This is a genomic window from Rhizobium lentis, from assembly GCF_017352135.1.
Lineage (GTDB): Bacteria > Pseudomonadota > Alphaproteobacteria > Rhizobiales > Rhizobiaceae > Rhizobium > Rhizobium lentis.
The window spans coordinates 240,347-261,822 of record NZ_CP071457.1 but is presented as its reverse complement, the minus strand read 5'-3'; the positions used below and the strand labels follow the sequence as shown (position 1 = coordinate 261,822).

Genomic DNA, 21,476 nt, shown 5'->3' with positions numbered 1-21,476 from the left:
GATGAGGCGCGGACGCCGCCGAAGGGCGCCGACATCGCCTCTTCCTCGTCTTCGGCCGCCGCCCGAGGCTCCATAACCGTTGCTTATTGCTCCAGAGATAATCGGTCTTAGGCAAGGGGTTAAAGCTTCGCTACTGTTTGGATCAACAATAAGGGAACGACAATGCCATTCTCCGACTACAAGACCGCACTGGTGACCGGCGCATCCTCCGGTATCGGCGCCGCCGTGGTGGAACGGCTCCGCCGGGAGAACATCGAGGTCCACGCCGTCGCCCGCAGCGGCGAAGCGCTGCAGCAGCTGGCAGCACGGACCGGCTGCATTCCTCACATCATCGACGTCACCGACCGGCAGGCGATGGCCGAGCTTGCGGGTCGGGTGGAATTCGACATTCTCGTCAACAATGCCGGCGTCGACCGGCCGAAGAAGTTCCTGGAGGCCGACGAGGGCGATATCGATCTCCTCGTCGACGTCAATCTCCGCGCGGTCCTGCATCTCTGCCGCCTGGTCGTGCCCGGCATGGTGGCGCGGGACCGCGGCCATGTCATCAACATTTCTTCGATCGCCGGCGCCTATAATTTCGGCGGCAACTCCTCCTACCACGCCACCAAGGCAGGGGTAAGCATGCTGTCCAACCAGCTGCGCATCGATGCCTTCGGCAAGCGGGTGCGGGTCACCGAAATCTGCCCCGGCCGTGTCGCCACCGATATTTTCAATCACGTCCACGGCAATGATCCCAGCGTCCGGGAAAGGTTCATCGACGGTTTTGAACTGCCGCAGGCGGCCGATATCGCCGATGCGATCGCCTTCGCCATCGCAGCCCCCGTCGCCGTCAACATCGGACATATGGAGATCACGCCGACACTGCAGGTCATGGGCGGGCTGCAGACGGCAAAGCCGCAGCCCGCGGCGCAGTCGGATCAATCCGGGGAGCCAAAACCGTGAGCGGTTTCGACCTTTCGGAGATCCTCGGAAATCCCGATTATGCCGCCATGCTGCTGCACGGCATCAAGATGACCTTCATCATCTATGCCGGATCCTGGTCGATGGCGATGGCGCTGGCCCTGCTGCTGCTCGGAGTGCGCCTGTCGCCCTTTCGCTTCGGTGACCCGTTGGTCGCCGCTTACGTTTCTTATCACCGGAACGTCCCGACCCTGGTGCAACTCATGCTGTGGTATTTCGGGATTTTCACCCTGATGCCCAGCGGGGTTGCGACATGGCTCGCCAGCCATAATGCCGAGGCGATCTTCGCCGTGATCGGCCTCGGGCTCTGCCAGGCCGCCTATTTCAGCGAAGATCTGCGTTCGGGCGTGCGCTCGGTCGGTGACGGCCAGATGCAGGCAGCTCGCGCACTCGGTCACGGCTACGTCTCGGCGACGCGTTTCGTCATCATGCCGCAGGGCGTGCGCAATGCGCTGCCGCCGCTCGTCAATCACAGCGTCTCCCTGTTCAAGAACAGCAGTCTCGCCGTCGTTATTGGCGCGTCGGAACTGACGCACGCCGTCAAGGAAATCGAAAACCTCAGCTTCCGGACCTTTGAGATCTACCTGATTGGAACGGTTCTCTACCTATTCTTCTCGCTCGTGATCATGAGCATCGGCGCCTATCTATCGATGCGCGCAGATCCTGCCAGGAGTGCCCGCGCATGATCCAGGACATGATCGCCATCATCCGCGACTACTGGCTCCTGCTCTTGATCGGCCAATATCCGAACGGGCCGCTCGGCGGGCTCGCCAATACCCTGATCCTTTCGGCGCTCAGCATCGCTCTCGCCTTTCCGGTGAGCATCCTGTTTGCAATGGCGCGGCTCTCCAAATCGCCGCTGCTGCGCTGGCCGGTCACCGCGCTTGTTTATTTCACCCGCGGCGTACCGCTGTTGATGCTCATCCTGTGGAGCTATTTCCTCGTGCCGCTCATGACCGGCGCCGACGTGCCGAGCTTCGTCACCATGCTGACGACGCTCGTGGTCTATCAGAGCGCCTTCCTTAGCGAAGTCGTCCGCGCCGGCATCGTCGCGCTCGGACCCGGACAGATGGACGCCGCGCGTGCGCTTGGCCACGGCTATTTCGGCGCGATGCGTTACATCATCCTGCCGCAGGCGCTCTACAACATGATCCCGAGCATCATCTCCACCTTCGTCTCGACGATCAAGGACACGACGCTCGGCTACGTGATCAACGTGCCGGACCTGACCTTTGCGGCGAGCCAGGTCAACAACCAGCTCCTGACGCAGCCTTTCCAGGTCTTCCTCATCCTGGCGATCGTCTACTTCATCATCTGCTGGACGCTCACCTACTTCGCAAATCGCCTCGAGCGGCGCATCACCCGCCGGCGCGCCGGTCTTTCCAGCCTTCCCGTCGCCTCGCTGGTCACGCCGTCGAAAATTGTATCGGAGCAGTTATGACAATGTCGGTTTCAGCGCAGGCATCGCAGACGATCCAGCTTTCGCAGGTCTGCAAGAGCTACGGCGACTATCCGGTCCTGAAGAATATCGATGCGCAGGTTGCGCGCGGCGAGGTGGTGGTCATCTGCGGTCCGTCGGGCTCGGGAAAATCGACGCTGATCCGCACGATCAATCGGCTCGAGGAGATCAACAGCGGATCGATCACGCTCGACGGGCAAAACATTCATGCATCGATGCGGGCGAAGGAACTCAACGCGATGCGCAGCCGGATCGGCTTCGTATTCCAGAACTTCAACCTGTTTCCGCATCTTTCGGTGGCCGAAAACGTGTCGATGTCGCCGGTCCGGGTAAAGGGTGTCGCGCCCGAGGTCGCACACGAAAAGGCGCTCAAGCTTCTCGACCGGGTCGGCCTCGCCGACAAGGCCCGGGCCTATCCCGGTCAGTTGTCCGGCGGCCAGCAGCAGCGGGTGGCGATCGCCCGTGCGCTTGCCATGGAGCCGCCGGTGATGCTGTTCGACGAGCCGACGAGCGCGCTCGATCCCGAAATGGTCGGCGAGGTTCTCGCCGTCATGAAGAGCCTGGCGTCCGAAGGCATGACTATGCTCTGCGTCACCCACGAAATGGGTTTTGCGCGCGAGGTCGCGGATCGGATCTGGTTCATCGACGCCGGCCAGATCATCGAAATGGCGACACCGGAGGCTTTCTTCACCAATCCGACCCATCCCCGGGCTCAGCGTTTCCTCGCTGATCTCAGGCACTGATACAAATCACCAAAAACAAAGGAGAACAGCAATGAACTGGAAATACCTGAGCCTCACCGTCGTATTGGCCGGCATAACAGCCGCCGCACCCGCGAAAGCCGATCAGCTCGACAATATCATGTCGGCGAAGACCCTTCGCTGCGCGACTTTCGCCGACGTTCCTCCCTTCGCTTCGCCCGATCCGAAGACCCGCGAGATGGCCGGTTTCGACGTCGATCTCTGCGGCGCCATCGCCAAGGAGTTGGGCGTCAAGGCTGAAATCAAACCGGTGTCGGTCGAGGCCCGCGTACCAGAAGTCAAGCTCGGCCGCGTCGATATCACCGTCGCCAACCTGGCCTATACGCTGAGCCGCGCCGAGCAGATCCAGTTCAGCGACCCCTATTATCTCGCCAAGGAAATGCTGATCGTGCCGGCAGACGATGCCGGCAAGAAGAAGGCCGATTATGCAGGCCAGCGCATCGCCTCGACCAAGGGCTCGACCTCGGAAATGTCGATCAAGCTCAACAAATCCGACCCGCTGACCTTCCAGGACACTGCTTCTGCCTATCTCGCCGTTCAGCAGGGCAAGGCGCGCGGAATGGTGGCCAACACCATGACGACGACCAAGTTCGTCAATGAATCGAAGAGCAAGGGCAAGGAAATGCGGATGATCGAGGAGCCGATGCTGTACCAGCCGATCGGCATCGGCATGGCCAAGGATCAGCCGGCGCTGACCGCCAAGATCAACGAGATCCTGCACAAGCTGGACGAGTCCGGCGAGATCAACAAGATCTGGGACAAGTGGCTCGGCCCGAATACCGAATACAAGATGACCCGCACCGACAAGGTCGTGCCGCTAAGCGAACTGAAATTCGACCCGATCCCGTAGACCGACCGGTCTCGGACCTCCCGAAGACAATGCAACCGAGAAAAGACGGCGGGATATGCCCGCCGTCTGCCAACGATGTGAGGCATCCATGATCCATATAAAAGATATCGCTGAACGGCCCGATAAAGCTGACATCGAGGCCGTTTCGAAATTTTCGCCCGCAACCATCCACGAAGCCCAGGGGCGCCGCGGCGCGCTTTCCTCCCGCCTCAAACCCGTCGACTACCGGATGAAACTGTGCGGTCCGGCCTTTACGGTCAAATGCGCGCCGCGTGACAACATCATGCTGCAGCTCGCCATCAACTACGCAAAGCCAGGAGACATCATCGTCGTTTCGGCCGGCGAATACGAAGAGGCCGGATCGTTCGGCGATGTGCTTGCCAATGCCTGCCTTGCCAAGGGCATCGGCGGACTGGTCACCGATACCGGTGTGCGCGACACGCTGCAGCTGCGGGAACTCGGCTTCCCGGTCTTCTCGCTCAGCGTCTGCATCAAGGGCACGGTGAAGGAAACCGTTGCCGCGGTGAACGACCCGATCATCGTCGGCGGCGAAACCATCAATCCCGGCGACATCATCGTCGGCGATGCCGACGGTCTGGTGGTCGTGCGCCGACAGGAAGCCCAGGAAGCAGCCCGGCTGTCGCAAGCGCGCGAAGATGCCGAAGCCGGATATATCGCCGCTTACAAGGCGGGCAAATCGGTCATCGAGGTCAGCAATCTGGCACCGGTGCTGAGAGCCAAGGGCCTCGTCGTCGACATCTGACAAACGAGGGAGGGCTCCAAGGGCTCATGCTCTAAGATCGGTCTGGACACTATTATGGACGCATGTTCTATAAAGTGGACAGATTGGACGGGAGCGCGCCATGCATCTATCCATGTGGACTTACCCCTGGGACATCCAGGACCAGGGACTCGACGCGTTTGCCGCCGAGCTTACCGGCCGGGCGGGCCTCACCACGGTCAGCCTGGCGACCTCCTATCATGCTGGCCGTTTCCTGCAGCCGCGCAGCCCGCAGCAGAAGGCCTATTTTCCCGAGGACGGGACGGTCTACTTCTGGCCGGATGAAAGCCTGTGGCAGGACAAGGTGATCCGGCCGCTGATGGCCAGCAATGTGACCGAGCGCGGCGATATGCTGGAAGCACTCATCAGGGATCGGGAGGCGACTGGTCTCAAGGTCTCCTGCTGGACGGTCTGCCTCCACAATAGCCGCCTCGGCATGCTGCATCCCGACCACGTGACACGCAACGCGTTCGGCAATCCCAACTATTACAATCTTTGCCCTTCCAGCCCGGCGGCGCGGGATTATGCCGTCACCCTTGTCCGCGACATCACGGTGAATTACCGGCCCGACATGGTGGAACTCGAAAGCCCGAATTTCATGGGCTTCGCGCATGAATACCATCACGAAAAAGATGGCGTCGGCCTGAATGCCGAAGACGATTTCCTGCTGTCGCTCTGCTTCTGCGACCATTGCACGACGCGCGCCGTAAAGTCCGGCGTTCCGGTCGAAGGCGCGCGGCGATTGGTGGCGGGCTTCATTGCGGAACTCTGCGAACGGGCCGTGCCGGAGCGGCAGTTTCCGGATTTCCCCGGAGCCGGTATCGATGCCTTCCGCCACCACCCCTATCTCCATGCCTATCTCGCCTGGCGCAGCGAACCGGTGACCAGCCTGATCGGCGAGATCAAGGCGGCCGCCGATCCGGCGAGCCGCATCGTGCTGATCGATCTGAAGGACGGCTGGCTCGGCGGCGTCGATCTTACAGCCGCCGGCACACTCTGCGACGGGGTGATCCTCTGCTGCTACGACATGGCGCCGGATGCCGTCGGCGACGTCATCCGCGCCGGCCGGGCGGCCATCGGGCCGGACAAGTTTCTCGGCGTCGGCCTGCGGGTCTTCTATCCCGAAGTCGGTGAAGCCGCGGTGCTCGCCGCGCGTGCCAAGGCCGCCATCGATGCCGGCGCCAACGGCGTCAATTTCTATAATTACGGCCTGATACCGGCAAAACGTCTCGACTGGGTCAAGGCGGCGGTCGGCGCAATCACTTGAACGATCCGCGCTCAGGCGGCGATGGGTTCGGCCACCTGGATCAGGCAATCGCCGGCCTGGCTATCGCAATGCAGCCTGTGGGAGATGACAATACCGCTCTCGGCGAAACGCAGCTCTTCCTCCGGCTGCTGGAGGCGTTCCAGGTCATGATACCATCCGGCGAGATCACCGGCAGCGACGGTGGCGCCGAGCGCGACAGCCGGCTCGAACCAGCCTCTGCGGCTCGCATAGATGCCCTGGCTGTGCCGGGATAGCGAAAGCAGCTGCAGCGGCCCGGGCTGAACGAGCGGTACGCGCGACAGGACCGGGCGATCAACGATGCCGAGTGTCAAGAGCAGCCGGTCGAGCGCCGCCACCGTGAAGGTCATCGTCTCGGGAGTCACGGTTCCGCCGCCGCCGAACTCGCCGGAAAGGCCGATGGTCCCCGCCCGTGCGGCAGCCCCCATCGATGTCGGCGCCGCTGCTCCGTTATCGGCGATGAAGGCATATGACGCGCCGAGCGCGCGCATCAGCGCGACGGAGCGCTCGAAGCGGACGGCATCAGCCTGCCGCTCGATTAGCGCGCAGGGCAGGTGCGCCATCGACGTGCCGCCCGAATGCAGGTCGAGTATGACGTCGTGGCGCGGAAAGAGCTCGTGTTCGAGGAAATGCGCCATCCGCGCCGTTGGTGACCCCATGGGATCGCCAGGAAAGGCCCGGTTGAGATTGCCGCCGTCGAAGGGCGAGCAGCGCTTGGCCGCCATCACCGCGGGCAGGTTCGCCATCGGCAGAATGGTCACGGCGCCGCGGATTGCCGCAACGTCCAACAGCCGCATCAGTCGGCCGAGCTGGAGTTCACCCTCATATTCGTCACCATGATTGCCGGCCATCAGCAGCAAGGATGGTCCCTCGCCATTCTGCAGGCGAAGGACCGGGATGCGGATCTGATAATAGGGCGAACGGTCCACCGAATAGGGGATGGCGAGGTAGTCGGCCTGCCGCCCCTGGTGCGAGAAATCGATCGGATTGACGAGGCCGCTGTGCATGATGTCTCCAGTGCGGGCCGTTCGGCCGGCCGTCAGAGGGCGGCGACCGCGGTCATTTCGACACGCAGATCGGGATCGGCGAGACGTGCTTCGGTGCAGGCGCGGGCCGGCGGGTTTTCGGTGTCGATCCAGCTGTCATAAACGCTGTTCATCGCCTCGAAATCGACGATCGCCGGCAGGAAGACATTGACGGCGATAAGCCGCGAGCGGTCCGTACCGGCTTCCTTCAAAAGGGCGTCGATTTTGCCAAGCACGTCGCGAGTCTGCTCTTCGATATCAGCCTTGCGGTTTTCCGCGACCTGGCCGGCAATGTAGACGAAACCGCCATAGCTGACGGCCTGGCTCATTCGCGAGCCTTTCTGATAACGCTGGATCATGGGCAGGTTTTCCTTTTCTTGCTTTTGGAGGGGAGGTCAGCCGAAGCTGGTCAAATAAGCGGCGGTCACCGAATGATCGGGACCGAGGCCGTAGAGAATGGCGTGCCGGTCAAGACAGGTGCAGGGATGCGAGATGCCGAACTCGATGACGTCGCCGACGAAGACGTCGCTCGCCTCTGCAAGGGCGACGAAGGCGTGCTGATCGTTGAGGCGGAAAACTTCGGCGCCCATGAGGTCGGCAACATGCGACCCGTTGCGATAAAGCGCCAGCGGCCGAGGCAGACCCTGGTCCATCGCCACGTCGCGCATGCCCATGCCTGAGATTGCGAGCCGCGGTTCCGGCCGCGACAGTACCTCGGCCCAGACCCGAAGCGCCGGACGGAAGCCCGCGGCCGCCGAAACCGTCTCTCCGCTCAAGCGGAAACCGCCGCGCGCATCGAGGCCGGCAAGGCCGCGCTCGTAAACGCCGTGATCGTGGAAGAAGATCGCTCCGCTACGCAGCACCAGCCGGCAAGCGGGATCGGCCGCAACGGCGGCGGAAAGCCTGGCGATCACAAGATCGAAAAAGACCGAGCCCCCGGCCGTGACGAGAAGCGGCCGCTCGTTGCCGATGCCGGCGCGCAGCTTCGCCAGAAAATCTGATGTCATCGCCAACAGCGCGTCGATGCGAACCATCGTCTCTTGCGTGTCGGCGGTCGCGGCCGCGCCTTCATAGGCGGCGATGCCGCTCAATCGGAAAGTCCGCGTCTCCGCGGCAAGGATCGCATCGAGGATCGCCTCGGCGGCAGCGTCGCTGCGAATGCCGGCGCGGCCGGCGCCGAACTCCACCAGCAAGCCGAGAGGCGGCAGATCCGTACGCTCTCGCCAGGCGGACCGGAGCGCTTCGACGAGCGCCGTCGAATCCACGAAGACGTGGAGTTGCGCATCGGGATACTGGCCGAGCAGGGCCGCAAGCCGCCGTGCGGCGGCCAGCCCGCCGACCTCGTTGGCAAGGATCAGCCGGCGCTGTCCCGCCTTGAGCAGGACGGCGGCCTGACGAATATCGGCGACCGTCGAACCCCAGGCACCGGCCGCCAGAAGGGTGTCCGACAGCGCGGTCGACATCGGCGTCTTGGCGTGCGGAGCGATGTCGGCGCCCTGGCTTTTCACATAGGCCATCATCAGTTCGACATTGGAGGAGAAGGCTTGCCGGTCGAGCGAGATCAGCGGCAGAGCCATTCTGCCGTCATAGGGCTTCCAGCCCTGCTTGCCGATGTCCGAGAGCGCAAGCGGCGGATGGCCCGGCGGAAAACCCCGCACCCGCTCGTCGATCAGCACATTTTCCATCGCAGCATGAAGGTCAGACATGGCAGTCCCTCCGGGCTTCGGCCAGGTCGGCGATGCCGAGACGGTAGGTGTCGTTGGCGGTGGCAAAGAACAGTGCACGCTGCTCGTCGAGAGAGAACTCAGCGGCCACCGTGCGGAAAACCTCGTAGACCTCGTCGAAAGAGGCGTGCAGGCCGGCGACCGGAAAGTCGCTGGCGAACATGGCGCGGGCCGGGCCGAAGCAGTCGAGGCAATGCTCGATCACCGGTCGCAGGCTTTCAAGCGTCCAAACGTGATCATAAGCGACGAGATCGGAAATCTTCAGCCGCACGTTCGGCGCTTTGCCGAGCGCCCGCAGGCCGCGGCGCCAGAGCGCCATTCCTTCCTGCGTCCGGTCTACGGGGCTTCCGCCGTGGTTGAGCACGAAAAGCGTGCCCGGAAAATCACCCACGAGCGCGAGCGCCTCGTCCATCTGCCAGGGATAGAGCATCAGGTCGAAGACCAGCCCCAGCCGCGTCGCATGGGCAAGCCCCGCCCGCCAGGCGGGATCGCTCATGCGATGTGGACGCGGGTCAAAACGCTTCGCCGCATCGGGATGCCAACTCAAAATATCGCGGATGCCGACGACGTTGGAATTTTCCGCTTCCGTCTCCAGCAGGCGCAGGGCGTCCGGTCCGTCGAGGGGAACGCGGGCGATATAGCGGTGCGCCACGCCGGAGCTGCGGTCGAGGCCATCCAGCCAGCGGCTCTCTTCCAGGGGATAGACGAGGGACCAACCGGCTTCCACATGCACTGACGCAATCACGTTCTGACGGGCAGCATCGGCACGATAATCATCGATGCCGTAGTCGCGCAGGAGCGGTGCGAGGCTTCCGAACACCATATCCTCGCCGGATGCCTGCGCCTTCTCAAGCCAGGGATGACGTCCCAGCTTGAGGTCCCAGAGGTGGTGGTGCGGGTCGATCACCGGCCCGTCGTAGCGTCCGCTCATCGGCGTGCCTCGCGGCCGGAAACCAGCAGAAGGGCGAGGATCAGCGTGCCGAACATGATCGACCGCCAACCGGGCGAGGCGTTGACGACGGTGATCAGTGCCGTCGTCGTCACAAGCAGGATCGCACCCGGGATCGTCCCGGCATAGGTGCCGCGGCCGCCGAGGATCGAGGTGCCGCCGAGCACGACGGCGGCAATCGAGGTCAAGAGATAAGGGTCGCCGATGCCGACATAGCCTTGCCGGTTCATGCCAAGAACGAGAATGCCGGCAAGACCGGCAAAAAAGCCCGACAGCGTGTGGGCGATTAGCGTATTGCGCTTGACGCTGACGCCGGAAAGGCGCGCGGCCAGCGGGTTCGCCCCGAGCGCCAGGAAACGGGCGCCGATCGGCATGAGGTGAACGAGAAGGAGGACAAAGATCGCGACGACGAGCCAGAGCATGATGCCCGCGGGAATGCCGAGGGGCCGTGCCTGCCCGAGCAGTATGACCGCAGGGTTGCTGACGGTGACGGCGCTGCCGCCGGCAACGATGACCAGCAGCCCCTGCAGGAAGGTCGCCATGGCAAGCGTCATAATGATCGGCGGCACGCGAAGGTAGGCCGCACCCGCGCCGTTCATCAGGCCGATGCCGGTGGCGATGGCAAGGGCTGCCGCGATGCCCGCGAGGCCGGTCGGATCCCATGTAGGCGACATCAGCGGCAGCAGGATTGCCGTGACGGTGATGACGGCGCCGACGGAAAGATCGATGCCGCCCATCAGGATGACCAGCGTCTGTCCGGCGGCAGCGATTCCGATCACCGCGGCAAGTTCGAGCAGATAACGCAAGTGGCCATAGGCGCCGAAACCGCGCAGCGAGGCGCTTGCGGCGATCCAGACGAGCGCGACCAGAAGCAAGGTCAGCAGCGGCGGATTGCGGAAGGCGGACCGGATCACCTTCATCGCCTTGTTCTCCGTTGCGACAGAAGTTCCGGCACGGCGACCGCGCCGACGATGATCAACCCCTGCGCGACATATTGCGCGACCGGCGGGAAGCCGAGGAAGAACATCACGTTGATCATGACCGAGAGAAGCAGGCTGCCGCAGATCGCGCCGCGCATCGTACCCTTGCCGCCGAGGAAACCGACGCCGCCGAGCACGGCGGCGGCGATCGAGTTCAGCGTGAAGGGCGTGCCGATGACGGGATCACCCGACCCGGTCTGGGCGGCGACGAAGAGACCGGTCAGCGTTGCAAGGAGACCGGAAAGCGCGAAGGCGGTGACCTTTACCCGTTCGAGCGGCACACCGGAGCGGAAAGCCCCGACCGGGTTGTCGCCGGCGGCGTAGATGCCGAGGCCGAGCGGCGTGGCGAGAAAGGCCTTCCAGAGCGCCAGGATCACGACGAGCATCAGGAAGGCGACGGGCGTATGGCCGGCCAGCACCGTCGACAGCCATTCGGGAATGGCCCCGCCCGGCCGCGGCAGCAGGATGAGCGCGACCCCGCCGATGATGAAGGAGCCGGCGAGCGTGACGATGATCGCAGGGAGCCTCAGATGCGTGACGATGGCGCCGGTGGCGGCGCCGATGGCAAGGCCTGTGACCGCGACCGCAAGAATGCCGCCCGGCACGCCGAGCGTCCCTTCCATCGTCGTCGCCGCGATCACCGCTCCGAGGCTGACCAGCGGGCCGATCGCCAGCGTGATGCCGCCATTCAGCATCAGCAGTGCCTGCGCCATGGTGACGAGCGCGAGCGGGAACCAGTTCTGCGTGAATTTTGAGAAGCCGCCGATCGAAAGAATGCCGGGAAAGAGCATCGCGTACAGGATGAGGAACGCCGCAACCACAAGATAGAGGCCGGCGAGGCCGCGGTTGCGGCGCATCTGGATCGAATGATAGAGCCGAAATGAGGAATTTGCGTTCATGCCGCCTCTCCCTGCGCCGCCGTTGCGATGCCCATGGCCGCCCCGACGATCGCTCCTTCGCTGATCTCATCCTGCGATAGAACCGCCGCGATGCGCCCCTCGCGTAGAACCACGACGCGATCGCAGAGGTGTACGAGTTCGGGCGTATCGGAACTGGCGAGGATGACGAGCCGGCCCTCGGCGGCGAAAGCGCGGAGCATCAGGTAGATTTCCCGCTTGGTCTCGATATCAACGCCGCGCGTCGGATCGTTGAGCAGCAGAACGGCGGGATCGAGCGGCAACCATTTGGCAAGCGCCACCTTCTGCTGGTTGCCGCCGGAGAGCGCCTGCACCGGGCGGGCCGTGTCGCCCTTGATCGTCAGCCGGCGCGCGAGATCGGCGACAAGGCCATTTTCCGCCCGCCGGTCGCGCAAGCCTTTGCCGGCAAGCCTTCCGAGCGAGGGCAGGATGAGATTGGAGGCGATCGAATGGGGCAGCACCAGCCCCTCGTGCTTGCGGTCGGCCGGGACATAAACGATGCCCGCCGCATTCGCCTCGCGGACATGGGCGGGCAGGCGTTTGCCGGATATTTGCGCTCGCGCTGCTGCGGCCGGAATGGCGCCATAGAGGCCGAGCAGCAGGTCTTCCTGCCCTTGCCCCACAAGTCCGCCGATGCCGACGATCTCGCCGGCGCGGGCAGACAGATCGATGTCGCGCACCATGCCGGCGGAAAAACCTTCGACTTGGATGCGCGTGTCGCCGGGCGCGGCAGCCGGGCGCGGCGGAAACAGGTCGCCGGTCTCGCGGCCGACCATTAGGCGGACCAGCCCTTCGCCGTCGATGCCGGAGAGCGATTGGTCCGCCGTGACCAGCCCGTCCTTCAGCACCGTGACATGCGAGCACAGAGACTGCACCTCGTTGAGGCGGTGGGATATATAGAGCAGGGCGGTGCCGCGCGCGCTCAGCGTCTCGATCAGCCGGGCAAGGATGCCGGCTTCGTGTGCGGAGAGCGACGAGGTCGGCTCGTCGAGGATCAGCACGCGCGGCTTGCGGAACAGCGCCTTGGCGATCTCCACCATCTGACGGCGGCCAAGCGCGAGATCGGCGACCGGCAGATCGAGCGGCTCGGTGAGCCCCACCATCTCGCAGACATCCCGCACGCCGCGGTGAAGCGCTCCGTAGTCGATGAAGCCGAGCCGGCGCGGAAAGGCGCCGATCCCGATGTTTTCGGCGATCGACAGGCTGGCCGTCAGGCTCAGCTCCTGCTGCACAACCGCGATGCCGGCCGCACGCGCCGCCGCCGGGCTGAAGCGCCCGACGGGTTTGGCGTCGATCAGGATGGACCCGCTATCGGGCTGGAGGGCGCCGGACAGCAGGTTGATCAGAGTGGATTTGCCGGCGCCGTTTTCGCCGAGCAGGGCGTGAACCCTGCCCGGCAGAAGGGCGATGTTGACGCCCTTCAAAACGGGATTGCCGAAAAATCCCTTGAACACCTGCCGGGCTTCCAGCAGGGGCCTTTCTTCCGCCATGTCGACGACCCCCAACCGCGGATTACTTGGCGAGCAGCTTGTCGAAAAGCGCCTTGTCGTAGTCGGAGTAGATATAGCCATCGGCCGGGAATTTGTCTGCGCGCGCCAGATAGCCGCCGATCGTGCTGTCGTCGATGACAGGCAGCGGCACCTTGACGAAGGCCGGAACGTCCTTGCCTTGCAGCGCCTGGACCGCGGTATAGACGGAGAGCGCACCGAGCCAGTTGGGCTGCATCGTCGCCCAGCCCTTCAGTCCCTTCTCCTTCCAGAGTTCGAGGAACTGGCGGGCATTTTCGCCCGTCGTCGGCACTTGATCGCGGCCCTGCCGCTCGAAGGCAAGGACGGAGCCGGCCGACAGCGCGCCGCCGAGCGACAGCACGCCGTCGATTTCCGGATTGGCAAAAAGCAGGCTGGTCATGGCTTCCTGCGCCGGCGCGACGTTATATTCGGTGTTGGTCTCGGTGATTACCTGAATGCCGGGGTTGGCATCGAGGACCGGCTGGGCGCCCTTGCGGCGGTCGTCGCTCACGGAAATGCCGGCCGGGCCGTTCATGACGATGATCTTGCCCTTGCCGCCGAGCTGGCTGACGATCCACTTGGCAGCGGTTGCGCCCCATTCGTTGGAATCGGTGTTGATCTTCGCGGTCACCTTGTCGGTGTTGACAATGCTGTCGAAATTCACCACCGCGATGCCCTTGTCGCAGGCGTCTGAGATGACGCGGTCGAGTGCCGTGGAGGAACCGGCGATCACGACGATGGCGTCAACATTGGCGTCGATCATCGACTGGATATGCTGGATCTGCGTCTGGGCGTTGCCCTGCGCGTCGGTGATCATCAGGTTTTTGACCAGGCCCGCCTTCTTCAACTCGTCCACTTCGGCCGTGATCGTGCCTTCGGTCTGCTTCATCCAGGTCGGCACCGAATAGATATTCGCCCAGCCGATTGTGTACGGCGCCTTCCTGTCTCCCTTGACGCAGTTGGCGGCGGCCGAGGCCGCACCGGTTGAAAAAACGAGGAGGGTGGCGGCAACGGCAGCGCCGGCGAGAAGACGGCGACGCAGCAATGCGGAAATGCTGTTTTCAGAATTCTTCATGTCGATCCCCTTTTTGTGTGGCGGCGTTAGCGCTTGCCATCTGTTATTGTCCAATATAATGTACATATGATCTAAATACCGGACGCGTCAATCTTATGCCGATTTTTCCGCCTCGCAAGAGGGGCGAAAAAAGTTTTCGTAGGCCGGTAACAACAGGATCGGTTGACAGATGTGGCGGAGGGTTTGAAAAGCTTGGCCGAACAGAAATTGGGATCGACAGCAATGGACGCAATTCAGGACGAAGCAGTCGGCAAGCGCGCCCGAGGGCTCGACCGCGCCTTCGAAATCCTCGATTTCCTGCGCCAGAAGCGACAGGCTTTGAAGCCGAATGAGATCGCCGCGCAGATCGGCGCGCCGCGCTCATCGGTCTACGAGCTCGTCAACCTGCTTTTGAGCAACGGCATTCTGGAATTTACGGGGGGCGAGGGCCGCGTCTATCTCGGCCGCAAGCTCTATTTCCTCGGCGCCGCCTATGAAAACCATTTCGACTTCACCCGAGAATGCGAGGCAGCGCTGGAACAGCTTGCCGATGAAACGCGCGAGACGGCGCAGTTCTGCATGCTGGATGGAAACAAATATACGGTCGTGCGCATGCGCGAAGGCGCGCGGCCATTCCGAATTTCGACGGATATCGGCCAGTCGGTGCCGATCCCGTGGACGGCCTCCGGGCGTTTGCTCGTCGCGCATCTGTCGGATCAGGAAATTCTGAGCTTCATTCCATCGCAGGATTTTCGCCTGCCGAACGGCGAATGGCTCGACCCGCAAACCTTTATCGCCGAGGTGCGCCAGGCCGAGCGCGAAGGTCTCTTCACCTTCAACAGCATCGTCGACAGCTTTACCCATTGTTTTGCCGTCCCGGTGCGGGGCGAGGAGGGTTATGCAGCCGCAACACTCTGCCTCGTCACGCCGCGCGATGACGGCATCGCCAACCGGGACCGCTACCTCGACTGCTTGAAGAAGGCGGCAACCGGACTCGATCATGCCCCGGCCCGACCGAAACGAGGCTGACGCCTGAGCCCATCAGTGTACTAACATCCTTCGCTGCGGACATTCGTGCGAGGGAACGTCGGCGGATGACCTTCTCGTAGCCGCCTTTGGCTCTTATCACCACAGTGAAAAAAATGCGCCTGGCCGCCGACCCCTATAATTCGAGGGGCGGTTGCCTCGATCGTGGAATTTCGAGTTTCAAGTCGATCCCGCAAATCTATTCACGCTTCCCCCGTAATTATGAAATTAAGTTTCTCTATAAAATTTATGTGGAATGTATCTTAGCAGTCCAGCAGCCAGTTTAATACTGACCCTGGGGAAGCCGGGCTGTCGACGGCGAACGGAGAGGACGCGAAATGACACGCAAAATCAGGCTCGGCGCATTTCTTCCTGGCGGCGGACAGCATGTTGCCGCATGGCGGCATCCCGACCAGCCGGTCGACGGCGCGACCAGTTTCGATTTTCACAAACAACTTGCACTGACAGCCGAGCGCGGCCTCTTCGATGCCTATTTCCTGGCCGATGGACTGGCCGTCGGTTTCGGCGGAGCGCGCGAAGGCGGCAATGCCCGCGTGGCCGGCTTCGAGCCCGTCACCCTGTTCTCCGCGCTGGCGCCTCTTACCACCCATCTTGGCTTCATCGCGACGTCTTCGACCACCTATGAGGAGCCCTACACCACCGCCCGCAAATTCGCCTCGCTGGACCTGATCTCCGGGGGGCGCGCCGGCTGGAATGTCGTGACCACCACAGGGGACCTGACGGCGCAGAACTTCAACCGCGATACGCAGTTGCCGCATGCCGAACGATACCGCCGTGCCGCCGAGCATGTCGATGTCGTCCGAAAACTCTGGGAGAGCTTCGAGGACGACGCCTTCATCCGCGACAAGGAATCCGGCGTCTTCTTCGACCCGGCGAAGCTGCACGACACCGACCACCGCGGCGAGCATTTCAGCGTGCGCGGCCCGCTCAACGTCTCGCGCTCGCCGCAGGGGCATCCCGTCATCGTCCAGGCCGGGCAGTCGGAAGACGGCCGCGGACTCGCCGCAGCCACGGCAGAAGTCATCTTCACAGCCCACCAGCATATTGAAACCGCGCAGGAGTTCTACCGGGATATCAAGGCGCGCGCCCGTGGCCTCGGCCGAAATCCCGACCACATCCTAGTCATGCCCGGCGTATCGGCCTTCGTCGGCCGGACGGAAGCGGAAGCGCGCGAGAAATACGACCGTCTGACCTCGCTCATCGTCGAAGAGGACGGGATCGGCCTCCTCAACGGCCTGACCGGCGGCACGCTCGACCTGCACGGTTATGATCTCGACGGGCCTCTTCCGCCCGCGCCGCCGACGGAAGGTATGAAGAGCCGCCAGGCCCTCATCCGGCAGATCGCCGACGAAAACAACTTCACCATCCGCCAGCTCTATCAATGGATCGCGTCCGCCCGCGGTCACTACACCATCGTCGGCACGGCCGAGCAGATCGCCGATACGCTGCAGACATGGTTCGAGAACGAAGCGGCCGACGGTTTCAACATTCTGCCGCCGTGGCTGCCGACGGCGCTCGATGACTTCGTCGATCTGGTGATCCCGGAACTTCAGCGCCGCGGTCTGTTCCGCACCGCTTACGAAGGCAAGACGCTGCGGGAAAACCTCGGCCTGCCTTTCCCCACCAACCGCTGGGCTGCCGGACGTGCCGCTCTCCAGGCAGCCGAGTGAGGAGCAGGCCATGACCTATGAGATCAATCAGACCCTTCCGAGAAGTTTCGGCCGCCTGAAAACCAGCAAAAGCACCGGTTCCAATCTGGCGCCCCATGTGCGCGGCACGCTCGCATCGCTTCTGCCGCGCTACGGCCTGCTCATCGGCTTTCTCGTGCTCTGGCAGGTGTCGAGCGCCAGGGGCTGGGTCAATCCCGCCGTCTTCCCGCCGTTGAACGTGATCCTCTCGGCCCTGTGGACCAACCTCGCCAGTGGCGCGCTGCTCGATGACATCGCCATCAGCCTGCAGCGATCCGGAACCGCTTTCGCCTTCGCGGTCGTTGTCGGTATTCCGCTCGGTCTGTTCATGGGTCAGTTTCGTGCAGTCGAACAGGCGCTCGATCCGATCCTGCAGCTCTTCCGACAGACCTCGGCGCTGGCGCTCTATCCGGTCTTCATCCTGCTGCTCGGCCTCGGTGAAACGTCGAAGATCTTCGTGATCTTCTGGGCGACGCTGTTTCCGGTGCTGCTCTCCACGATCGGCGGCGTCAAGGAAGTGGACAAGAAGCTCATCGAGATGGCGCGCACCTATGGCGCCGGACCGCTGACCGTCTTTCGCCGCGTCATCCTGCCGGCCTCCGTCCCAGCGATATTCGTCGGCCTGCGTCTTTCAGCGACCACCGCGCTTCTCTTGCTGATCGCCGCCGAGATGATCGGCGCCAACAAGGGCATCGGCTTTCAGGTGATGAATGCCCAGTACAATTTCCAGATCCCGCTGATGTTTGCGGCGATCCTTCTGCTCGCCTTTCTCGGGCTTGCCGCGAATGGCCTGCTCGTTCTCCTGCAGCGTCGTCTCTGCCGCTGGTCCCAGCCGAACGTCTGACCCGTTTCCATCGCTTTTCCTCTTCCGAAAGGACATCCCCATGACGTTCCATCCCCGCAATCTCCTCCTGCCGGCGATGATCGCTCTCGGTCTTGCCACGCCGGCCGCAGCCACCGACACGGTGAAGCTGCGCTATCTCGCAAGCCAGGGCGGACTTGCCGCCCATGAACTTGCCGCCGAACTCGGTTATTTCGACGGCACGGGCATCACGCTGGAGAATGTCGGCTATGCCCAGGGCGGACCGGCCTCTCTCATCGCCCTGGCGTCCGGCGATGTCGAGATCGGCAGCGCCGCCACCTCCGCCGTCCTCAATTCGATCATCGGCGGCAACGACTTCGTCGCCGCCTATCCGTCGAACGGCATCAACGACGAGGTACAGTCGACCTTCTACGTGCTGGAAGACAGCCCGATCAAAACGATCAAGGACATTGTCGGCAAGAGCATCGCAGTCAACACGCTCGGCGCGCATCTCGACTACACGATCCGCGAGGCCTTGCATTCCGTCGGCCTGCCGAGCGACTCCGCCAACCAGGTCGTCGTTCCCGGGCCGCAGCTCGAACAGGTCCTGCGCTCCAAGCAGGTCGATATCGCCGCCTTCGGTTATTGGCAGACGACCTTCGAGGGTGCGGCGCTGAAGAACGGCGGCCTGCGCCCGGTTTTCGACGATACTGACGTACTCGGCGACATCGCCGGCGGCTTCGTGGTCCTGCGCCGCGATTTCATCAAGCAACACCCGGAAGCCGCCAAGATTTTCGTCGAGCAGTCGGCCCGCGCCCTCGATTATGCTCGCGAGCATCCCGAGGAAACCAAGAAGATCCTGGCCAAGGCGCTGACCGAACGTGGCGAGAACGCTGATATCGCGCAGTATTTCCGCGGCTACGGCGTACGCGCCGGCGGTCTCCCGGTCGAGCGCGACATCCAGTTCTGGATCGACGTCCTCGTCCGCGAAGGCAAGCTGAAACAAGGCCAGCTGGCGGCCAAGGACATCCGCTTTACCGCCGACGCCAAACCGGCGAGCAATTGAGGAACGGTGATGAGCGTCGCCGAGGATATTCGCCGCGGAGAGGTGACGATCCGTCACCTCTCCAAATCCTACAAGCTGAACGGCAAACCCCTGCAGGTTCTGAAGGATATCAATCTCAATGTCCGTTCCGGCGAAAGCCTTGCGATCGTCGGCGCGAGCGGTTCGGGCAAGACAACACTGCTGCGGGTCCTGGCAGGTCTTGAGGAGTCCGATACCGGAGAGGTCCTCGTCGACGGCAAGGCGGTACGTGGCGTCGGCGCGGAACGCGCCGTCATCTTCCAGGAGCCGCGCCTACTTCCCTGGCTTGATGTGCTCGACAACGTCGCCTTCGGACTGAAAACGAGAGGCCTCTCACACGAGCAGGCGAGGAACCGGGCGCGCCACTATGTCAAGCTCGTCGGCCTGCAGCAGTTCGAGGCCGCCTATCCCAGACAGCTCTCCGGCGGCATGGCGCAGCGCGTCGGCATCGCCCGGGCGCTTGCCGTCCAGCCGGAGATATTGCTGCTCGACGAACCGCTCGGCGCACTCGACGCGATGACCAAGATCGGCATGCAGCAGGAGCTCGCCCGGATCTGGCGCGATGAGGATGTGACGACCATTCTCGTCACCCACGATCTCGAGGAGGCGATCTATCTCGCCGACCGGATCCTCATCCTGCCGCGGGAGAAGGGCGGCGAGCCGCGCCTGATCGATATCGATCTGCCGCGTCCTCGCGACCGCAGCGCGCCGGAATTCGTCCGGCACCGCGAGGAACTGCTGAATCTGTTCGGGCTGCATTGAAGCTGCCGGCTGCAGCCTGACGGAAGCATTTCATCCAATCCAGGGATCGATCAGCTCGATCCCAAAGCCCTCGAAATCCCTCGTGTTACGCGTCGCGAGGCTGAGATCATGAGCAATCGCGGTGGCCGCGATCAGGCCATCCATCGAGGACAGCCCGCGGCCGCTCCGCTTTGCATGGCCCATGAGGTCTCCCCAGGCCAAGGCAACCGGTTCGTCCACCGCAATGATGCGGCGCTCGAAGCGTTGCGTCAGGTCTTGGACAAGCCATTCGGCCAGTGCATCGCGTTTGCGTCCCTTGTCCATCAGGGCAACGCCGCGACGGATCTCCGCGACCGACACGATGCTGATGAAGGTGCGATCCTCGTCGAGCCCATCCAGCCATTCTAGGACGCGCGCATCAGGGTTCGGCTTCGTCACCTCAGACAGAACATTGGTGTCCAGCAGCAGCTTCACAGCGTCGGATCAGACGGTTCGTCGCGTTGACGCTCAAGATCCAGATCGGCGCCGCGGAGCGGCGATTCCATCAGAAATTCGGCGAGCGTCCCCTTCCGCGCCGTCTTCCGCTGCCATTCCTCAGCGGAGACGACGACGACGCTGGGCTTGCCGTTGCGTGTGATTGTCTGTGGCGCGGATTGCGCGCGTTCGATCACCTCGGAAAGCTTCGCCTTTGCACTGGCAACGGTCCAGCTTTCATCGCCTTGCCGTGATGTCTGCATTGCTCACCCTCCGACCAGAATGACTACTATGACTATATAAGCCGTGAATGCCTGAACGGCAAGCAGCGCGAAAGAATGACAGACGGCCCTCGCCGAAGGCGAAATGGGCGCCTTGCGCCATGATCACATGAATATGCTCGAATCAATCGAGGGCTGAGCGGCGGCACGGCGACCATTATCCGCGGCCAAGATATCGCCTCAGCGGGAAAGCGTCCTGCTGAGGCGATGAATATGGGCAGCGCCGATGCCGCAGCAGCCGCCGATGATGGTTGCGCCGGCTTCGGCCCACGAACAGGCAAAGCGTGAATAGGCGTCGTCGTTCAAGTCGTCACGGGTATCGTGCAGGCCTTCATTGGCGGCTTGCTCGCCCGTTTCCCCTTCGAAGGCATTGGCGTAGACGCCGATTTCGATCTGGGCATTCCTCTCCCGGAACACCCGTGCCGCCGCGTCAACCGCTCCCCGCATGACCTCTGGTTTGCTGCAATTGAACAGGAAAGCCGCCGCACCCGACGAGACCGCCCAGGACGCCGCGTCCTCGACGCTTTCGCCGGAGCGGAGTTTCGGCGCGCCGCCCTTGATCGCAGCCTCGTCATCCGCAATGGTGAACGAAATCCAGAACGGCTTGCCCGATGCCGCCACCGCCTCGCGGACGGCCTCGCCCTCGGCGATCAGGCTCAATGTCTCGCCGAGCCATATGTCGACGAAGGGAGCGAGGTTTTCGACCAGCACCTTGAGATAATCCTGCACCCGGGAAGGCTCAAAGTTCTCAGGCTCGTAGGAGCCGAAGATCGGCGGCAGCGAGCCGGCGACCAGCACCTTCCTGTCGGGGGCGGCATCGGCGGCCTCGCGCGCCAGACGGCCTGCGAGGCGGATCAGCGCCGGTCCCTCCTGCTGAAAGCGGTCTTCGCCGATATGGAAGGGCACGAGCGCATAGCTGTTCGTCGTGATGACCTCAGAGCCGGCGGCGATAAATTCCTGGTGCACCTCTCGCACGATCTCAGGTGAATTCATCAGCGCCAACGCCGACCATTCCGGCTGCTTCAGTTCGGCGCCCAGCCGTAGAAGCTCGCGGCTCATGCCGCCATCGAGAATTCGCGTTATGCTCATGAGGTCGTCTCCATTCG

Annotated in this window: 23 protein-coding genes; 12 read left to right on the top strand and 11 right to left on the bottom strand. The window is 63.2% G+C overall.

The window, feature by feature from the left end; translation table 11 throughout:
• Positions 1-162 precede the first annotated feature (162 nt).
• From J0663_RS29455 to J0663_RS29425, 7 genes are all read left to right on the top strand, one after another.
• Positions 163-942: an SDR family oxidoreductase gene (locus J0663_RS29455; protein WP_207246029.1), complete on the top strand. Its 780-nt coding sequence runs from the start codon at positions 163-165 to the stop codon at positions 940-942.
• Positions 939-1,646, top strand: coding sequence for an amino acid ABC transporter permease (locus J0663_RS29450; protein ID WP_207246028.1), 708 nt, complete (start codon positions 939-941; stop codon positions 1,644-1,646). Before J0663_RS29455 ends, J0663_RS29450 begins: the two co-directional genes overlap by 4 nt.
• Positions 1,643-2,401 (top strand): amino acid ABC transporter permease, encoded by a 759-nt coding sequence (locus J0663_RS29445; protein WP_207246027.1) that lies wholly within the window; start codon positions 1,643-1,645, stop codon positions 2,399-2,401. The genes J0663_RS29450 and J0663_RS29445 overlap by 4 nt, the downstream gene beginning before the upstream one ends.
• The gene (locus J0663_RS29440; RefSeq protein WP_207246026.1) at positions 2,398-3,162 is read left to right on the top strand and encodes an amino acid ABC transporter ATP-binding protein; all 765 of its coding nucleotides are present in this window, start codon (positions 2,398-2,400) and stop codon (positions 3,160-3,162) included. The genes J0663_RS29445 and J0663_RS29440 overlap by 4 nt, the downstream gene beginning before the upstream one ends.
• A gap of 31 nt (positions 3,163-3,193) precedes the next feature.
• A complete protein-coding gene (locus J0663_RS29435; protein ID WP_207246025.1) occupies positions 3,194-4,030 on the top strand; it encodes an ABC transporter substrate-binding protein in 837 nt (278 codons plus the stop codon).
• Between the two features lie 88 nt (positions 4,031-4,118).
• Entirely contained in the window at positions 4,119-4,793 is a 675-nt protein-coding gene (locus J0663_RS29430; protein ID WP_207246024.1) for a 4-carboxy-4-hydroxy-2-oxoadipate aldolase/oxaloacetate decarboxylase, read from the top strand.
• A gap of 100 nt (positions 4,794-4,893) precedes the next feature.
• On the top strand, positions 4,894-6,078 hold the full coding sequence (locus tag J0663_RS29425) for a hypothetical protein (protein WP_207246023.1): 1,185 nt from the start codon (positions 4,894-4,896) through the stop codon (positions 6,076-6,078).
• An 11-nt stretch (positions 6,079-6,089) separates the two neighbouring features.
• On the opposite strand, the gene J0663_RS29420 is transcribed toward J0663_RS29425, so the two are convergent.
• From J0663_RS29420 to J0663_RS29385, 8 genes are read right to left on the bottom strand one after another with little or no spacing between them, the layout of a single operon-like run.
• The gene (locus tag J0663_RS29420) at positions 6,090-7,103 is read right to left on the bottom strand and encodes a succinylglutamate desuccinylase/aspartoacylase family protein (RefSeq protein ID WP_207246022.1); all 1,014 of its coding nucleotides are present in this window, start codon (positions 7,101-7,103) and stop codon (positions 6,090-6,092) included.
• A 32-nt stretch (positions 7,104-7,135) separates the two neighbouring features.
• Positions 7,136-7,480 carry a RidA family protein gene (locus tag J0663_RS29415; protein ID WP_207246021.1) on the bottom strand — a complete coding sequence of 115 codons (345 nt, stop codon included), beginning with the start codon at positions 7,478-7,480 and terminating at the stop codon, positions 7,136-7,138.
• Positions 7,481-7,516: 36 nt separating this feature from the next.
• The gene (locus J0663_RS29410) at positions 7,517-8,827 is read right to left on the bottom strand and encodes an alanine racemase (protein ID WP_207246020.1); all 1,311 of its coding nucleotides are present in this window, start codon (positions 8,825-8,827) and stop codon (positions 7,517-7,519) included.
• A complete protein-coding gene (locus tag J0663_RS29405; protein ID WP_207246019.1) occupies positions 8,820-9,776 on the bottom strand; it encodes an amidohydrolase family protein in 957 nt (318 codons plus the stop codon). The genes J0663_RS29410 and J0663_RS29405 overlap by 8 nt, the downstream gene beginning before the upstream one ends.
• Positions 9,773-10,714 (bottom strand): ABC transporter permease, encoded by a 942-nt coding sequence (locus J0663_RS29400; protein ID WP_207246018.1) that lies wholly within the window; start codon positions 10,712-10,714, stop codon positions 9,773-9,775. Before J0663_RS29400 ends, J0663_RS29405 begins: the two co-directional genes overlap by 4 nt.
• Complete coding sequence (locus J0663_RS29395) at positions 10,711-11,673, bottom strand: ABC transporter permease (protein WP_207246017.1); 963 nt, start codon at positions 11,671-11,673, stop codon at positions 10,711-10,713. Before J0663_RS29395 ends, J0663_RS29400 begins: the two co-directional genes overlap by 4 nt.
• A complete protein-coding gene (locus J0663_RS29390; RefSeq protein ID WP_207246016.1) occupies positions 11,670-13,181 on the bottom strand; it encodes a sugar ABC transporter ATP-binding protein in 1,512 nt (503 codons plus the stop codon). Before J0663_RS29390 ends, J0663_RS29395 begins: the two co-directional genes overlap by 4 nt.
• Positions 13,182-13,203: 22 nt before the next feature.
• Positions 13,204-14,274, bottom strand: a complete 1,071-nt coding sequence (locus J0663_RS29385) for an ABC transporter substrate-binding protein (RefSeq protein ID WP_207246015.1) — start codon at positions 14,272-14,274, stop codon at positions 13,204-13,206.
• A gap of 222 nt (positions 14,275-14,496) precedes the next feature.
• On the opposite strand from J0663_RS29385, the gene J0663_RS29380 reads away from it, so the two are divergent.
• The 5 genes from J0663_RS29380 (at position 14,497) to J0663_RS29360 (ending at position 19,636) form a co-directional block, all read left to right on the top strand.
• Entirely contained in the window at positions 14,497-15,282 is a 786-nt protein-coding gene (locus J0663_RS29380; RefSeq protein ID WP_207246014.1) for an IclR family transcriptional regulator, read from the top strand.
• 335 nt (positions 15,283-15,617) lie between these two features.
• The gene (locus J0663_RS29375) at positions 15,618-16,970 is read left to right on the top strand and encodes an LLM class flavin-dependent oxidoreductase (RefSeq protein ID WP_207246013.1); all 1,353 of its coding nucleotides are present in this window, start codon (positions 15,618-15,620) and stop codon (positions 16,968-16,970) included.
• Positions 16,971-16,980: 10 nt separating this feature from the next.
• Complete coding sequence (locus tag J0663_RS29370; RefSeq protein ID WP_207246012.1) at positions 16,981-17,832, top strand: ABC transporter permease; 852 nt, start codon at positions 16,981-16,983, stop codon at positions 17,830-17,832.
• Positions 17,833-17,872: 40 nt separating this feature from the next.
• On the top strand, positions 17,873-18,856 hold the full coding sequence (locus J0663_RS29365) for an ABC transporter substrate-binding protein (protein WP_207246011.1): 984 nt from the start codon (positions 17,873-17,875) through the stop codon (positions 18,854-18,856).
• A gap of 9 nt (positions 18,857-18,865) precedes the next feature.
• Positions 18,866-19,636, top strand: a complete 771-nt coding sequence (locus J0663_RS29360; RefSeq protein WP_207246010.1) for an ABC transporter ATP-binding protein — start codon at positions 18,866-18,868, stop codon at positions 19,634-19,636.
• Positions 19,637-19,666: 30 nt separating this feature from the next.
• Here the strand turns inward: J0663_RS29360 and J0663_RS29355 are convergent, their stop codons facing one another.
• From J0663_RS29355 to J0663_RS29345, 3 genes are all read right to left on the bottom strand, one after another.
• Positions 19,667-20,089 (bottom strand): type II toxin-antitoxin system VapC family toxin, encoded by a 423-nt coding sequence (locus tag J0663_RS29355; RefSeq protein WP_207246009.1) that lies wholly within the window; start codon positions 20,087-20,089, stop codon positions 19,667-19,669.
• Positions 20,086-20,352, bottom strand: coding sequence for a type II toxin-antitoxin system Phd/YefM family antitoxin (locus J0663_RS29350; RefSeq protein ID WP_207246008.1), 267 nt, complete (start codon positions 20,350-20,352; stop codon positions 20,086-20,088). Before J0663_RS29350 ends, J0663_RS29355 begins: the two co-directional genes overlap by 4 nt.
• Positions 20,353-20,550: 198 nt before the next feature.
• Positions 20,551-21,459, bottom strand: a complete 909-nt coding sequence (locus J0663_RS29345; protein ID WP_207246007.1) for a homocysteine S-methyltransferase family protein — start codon at positions 21,457-21,459, stop codon at positions 20,551-20,553.
• Between the last annotated feature and the right edge of the window lie 17 nt (positions 21,460-21,476).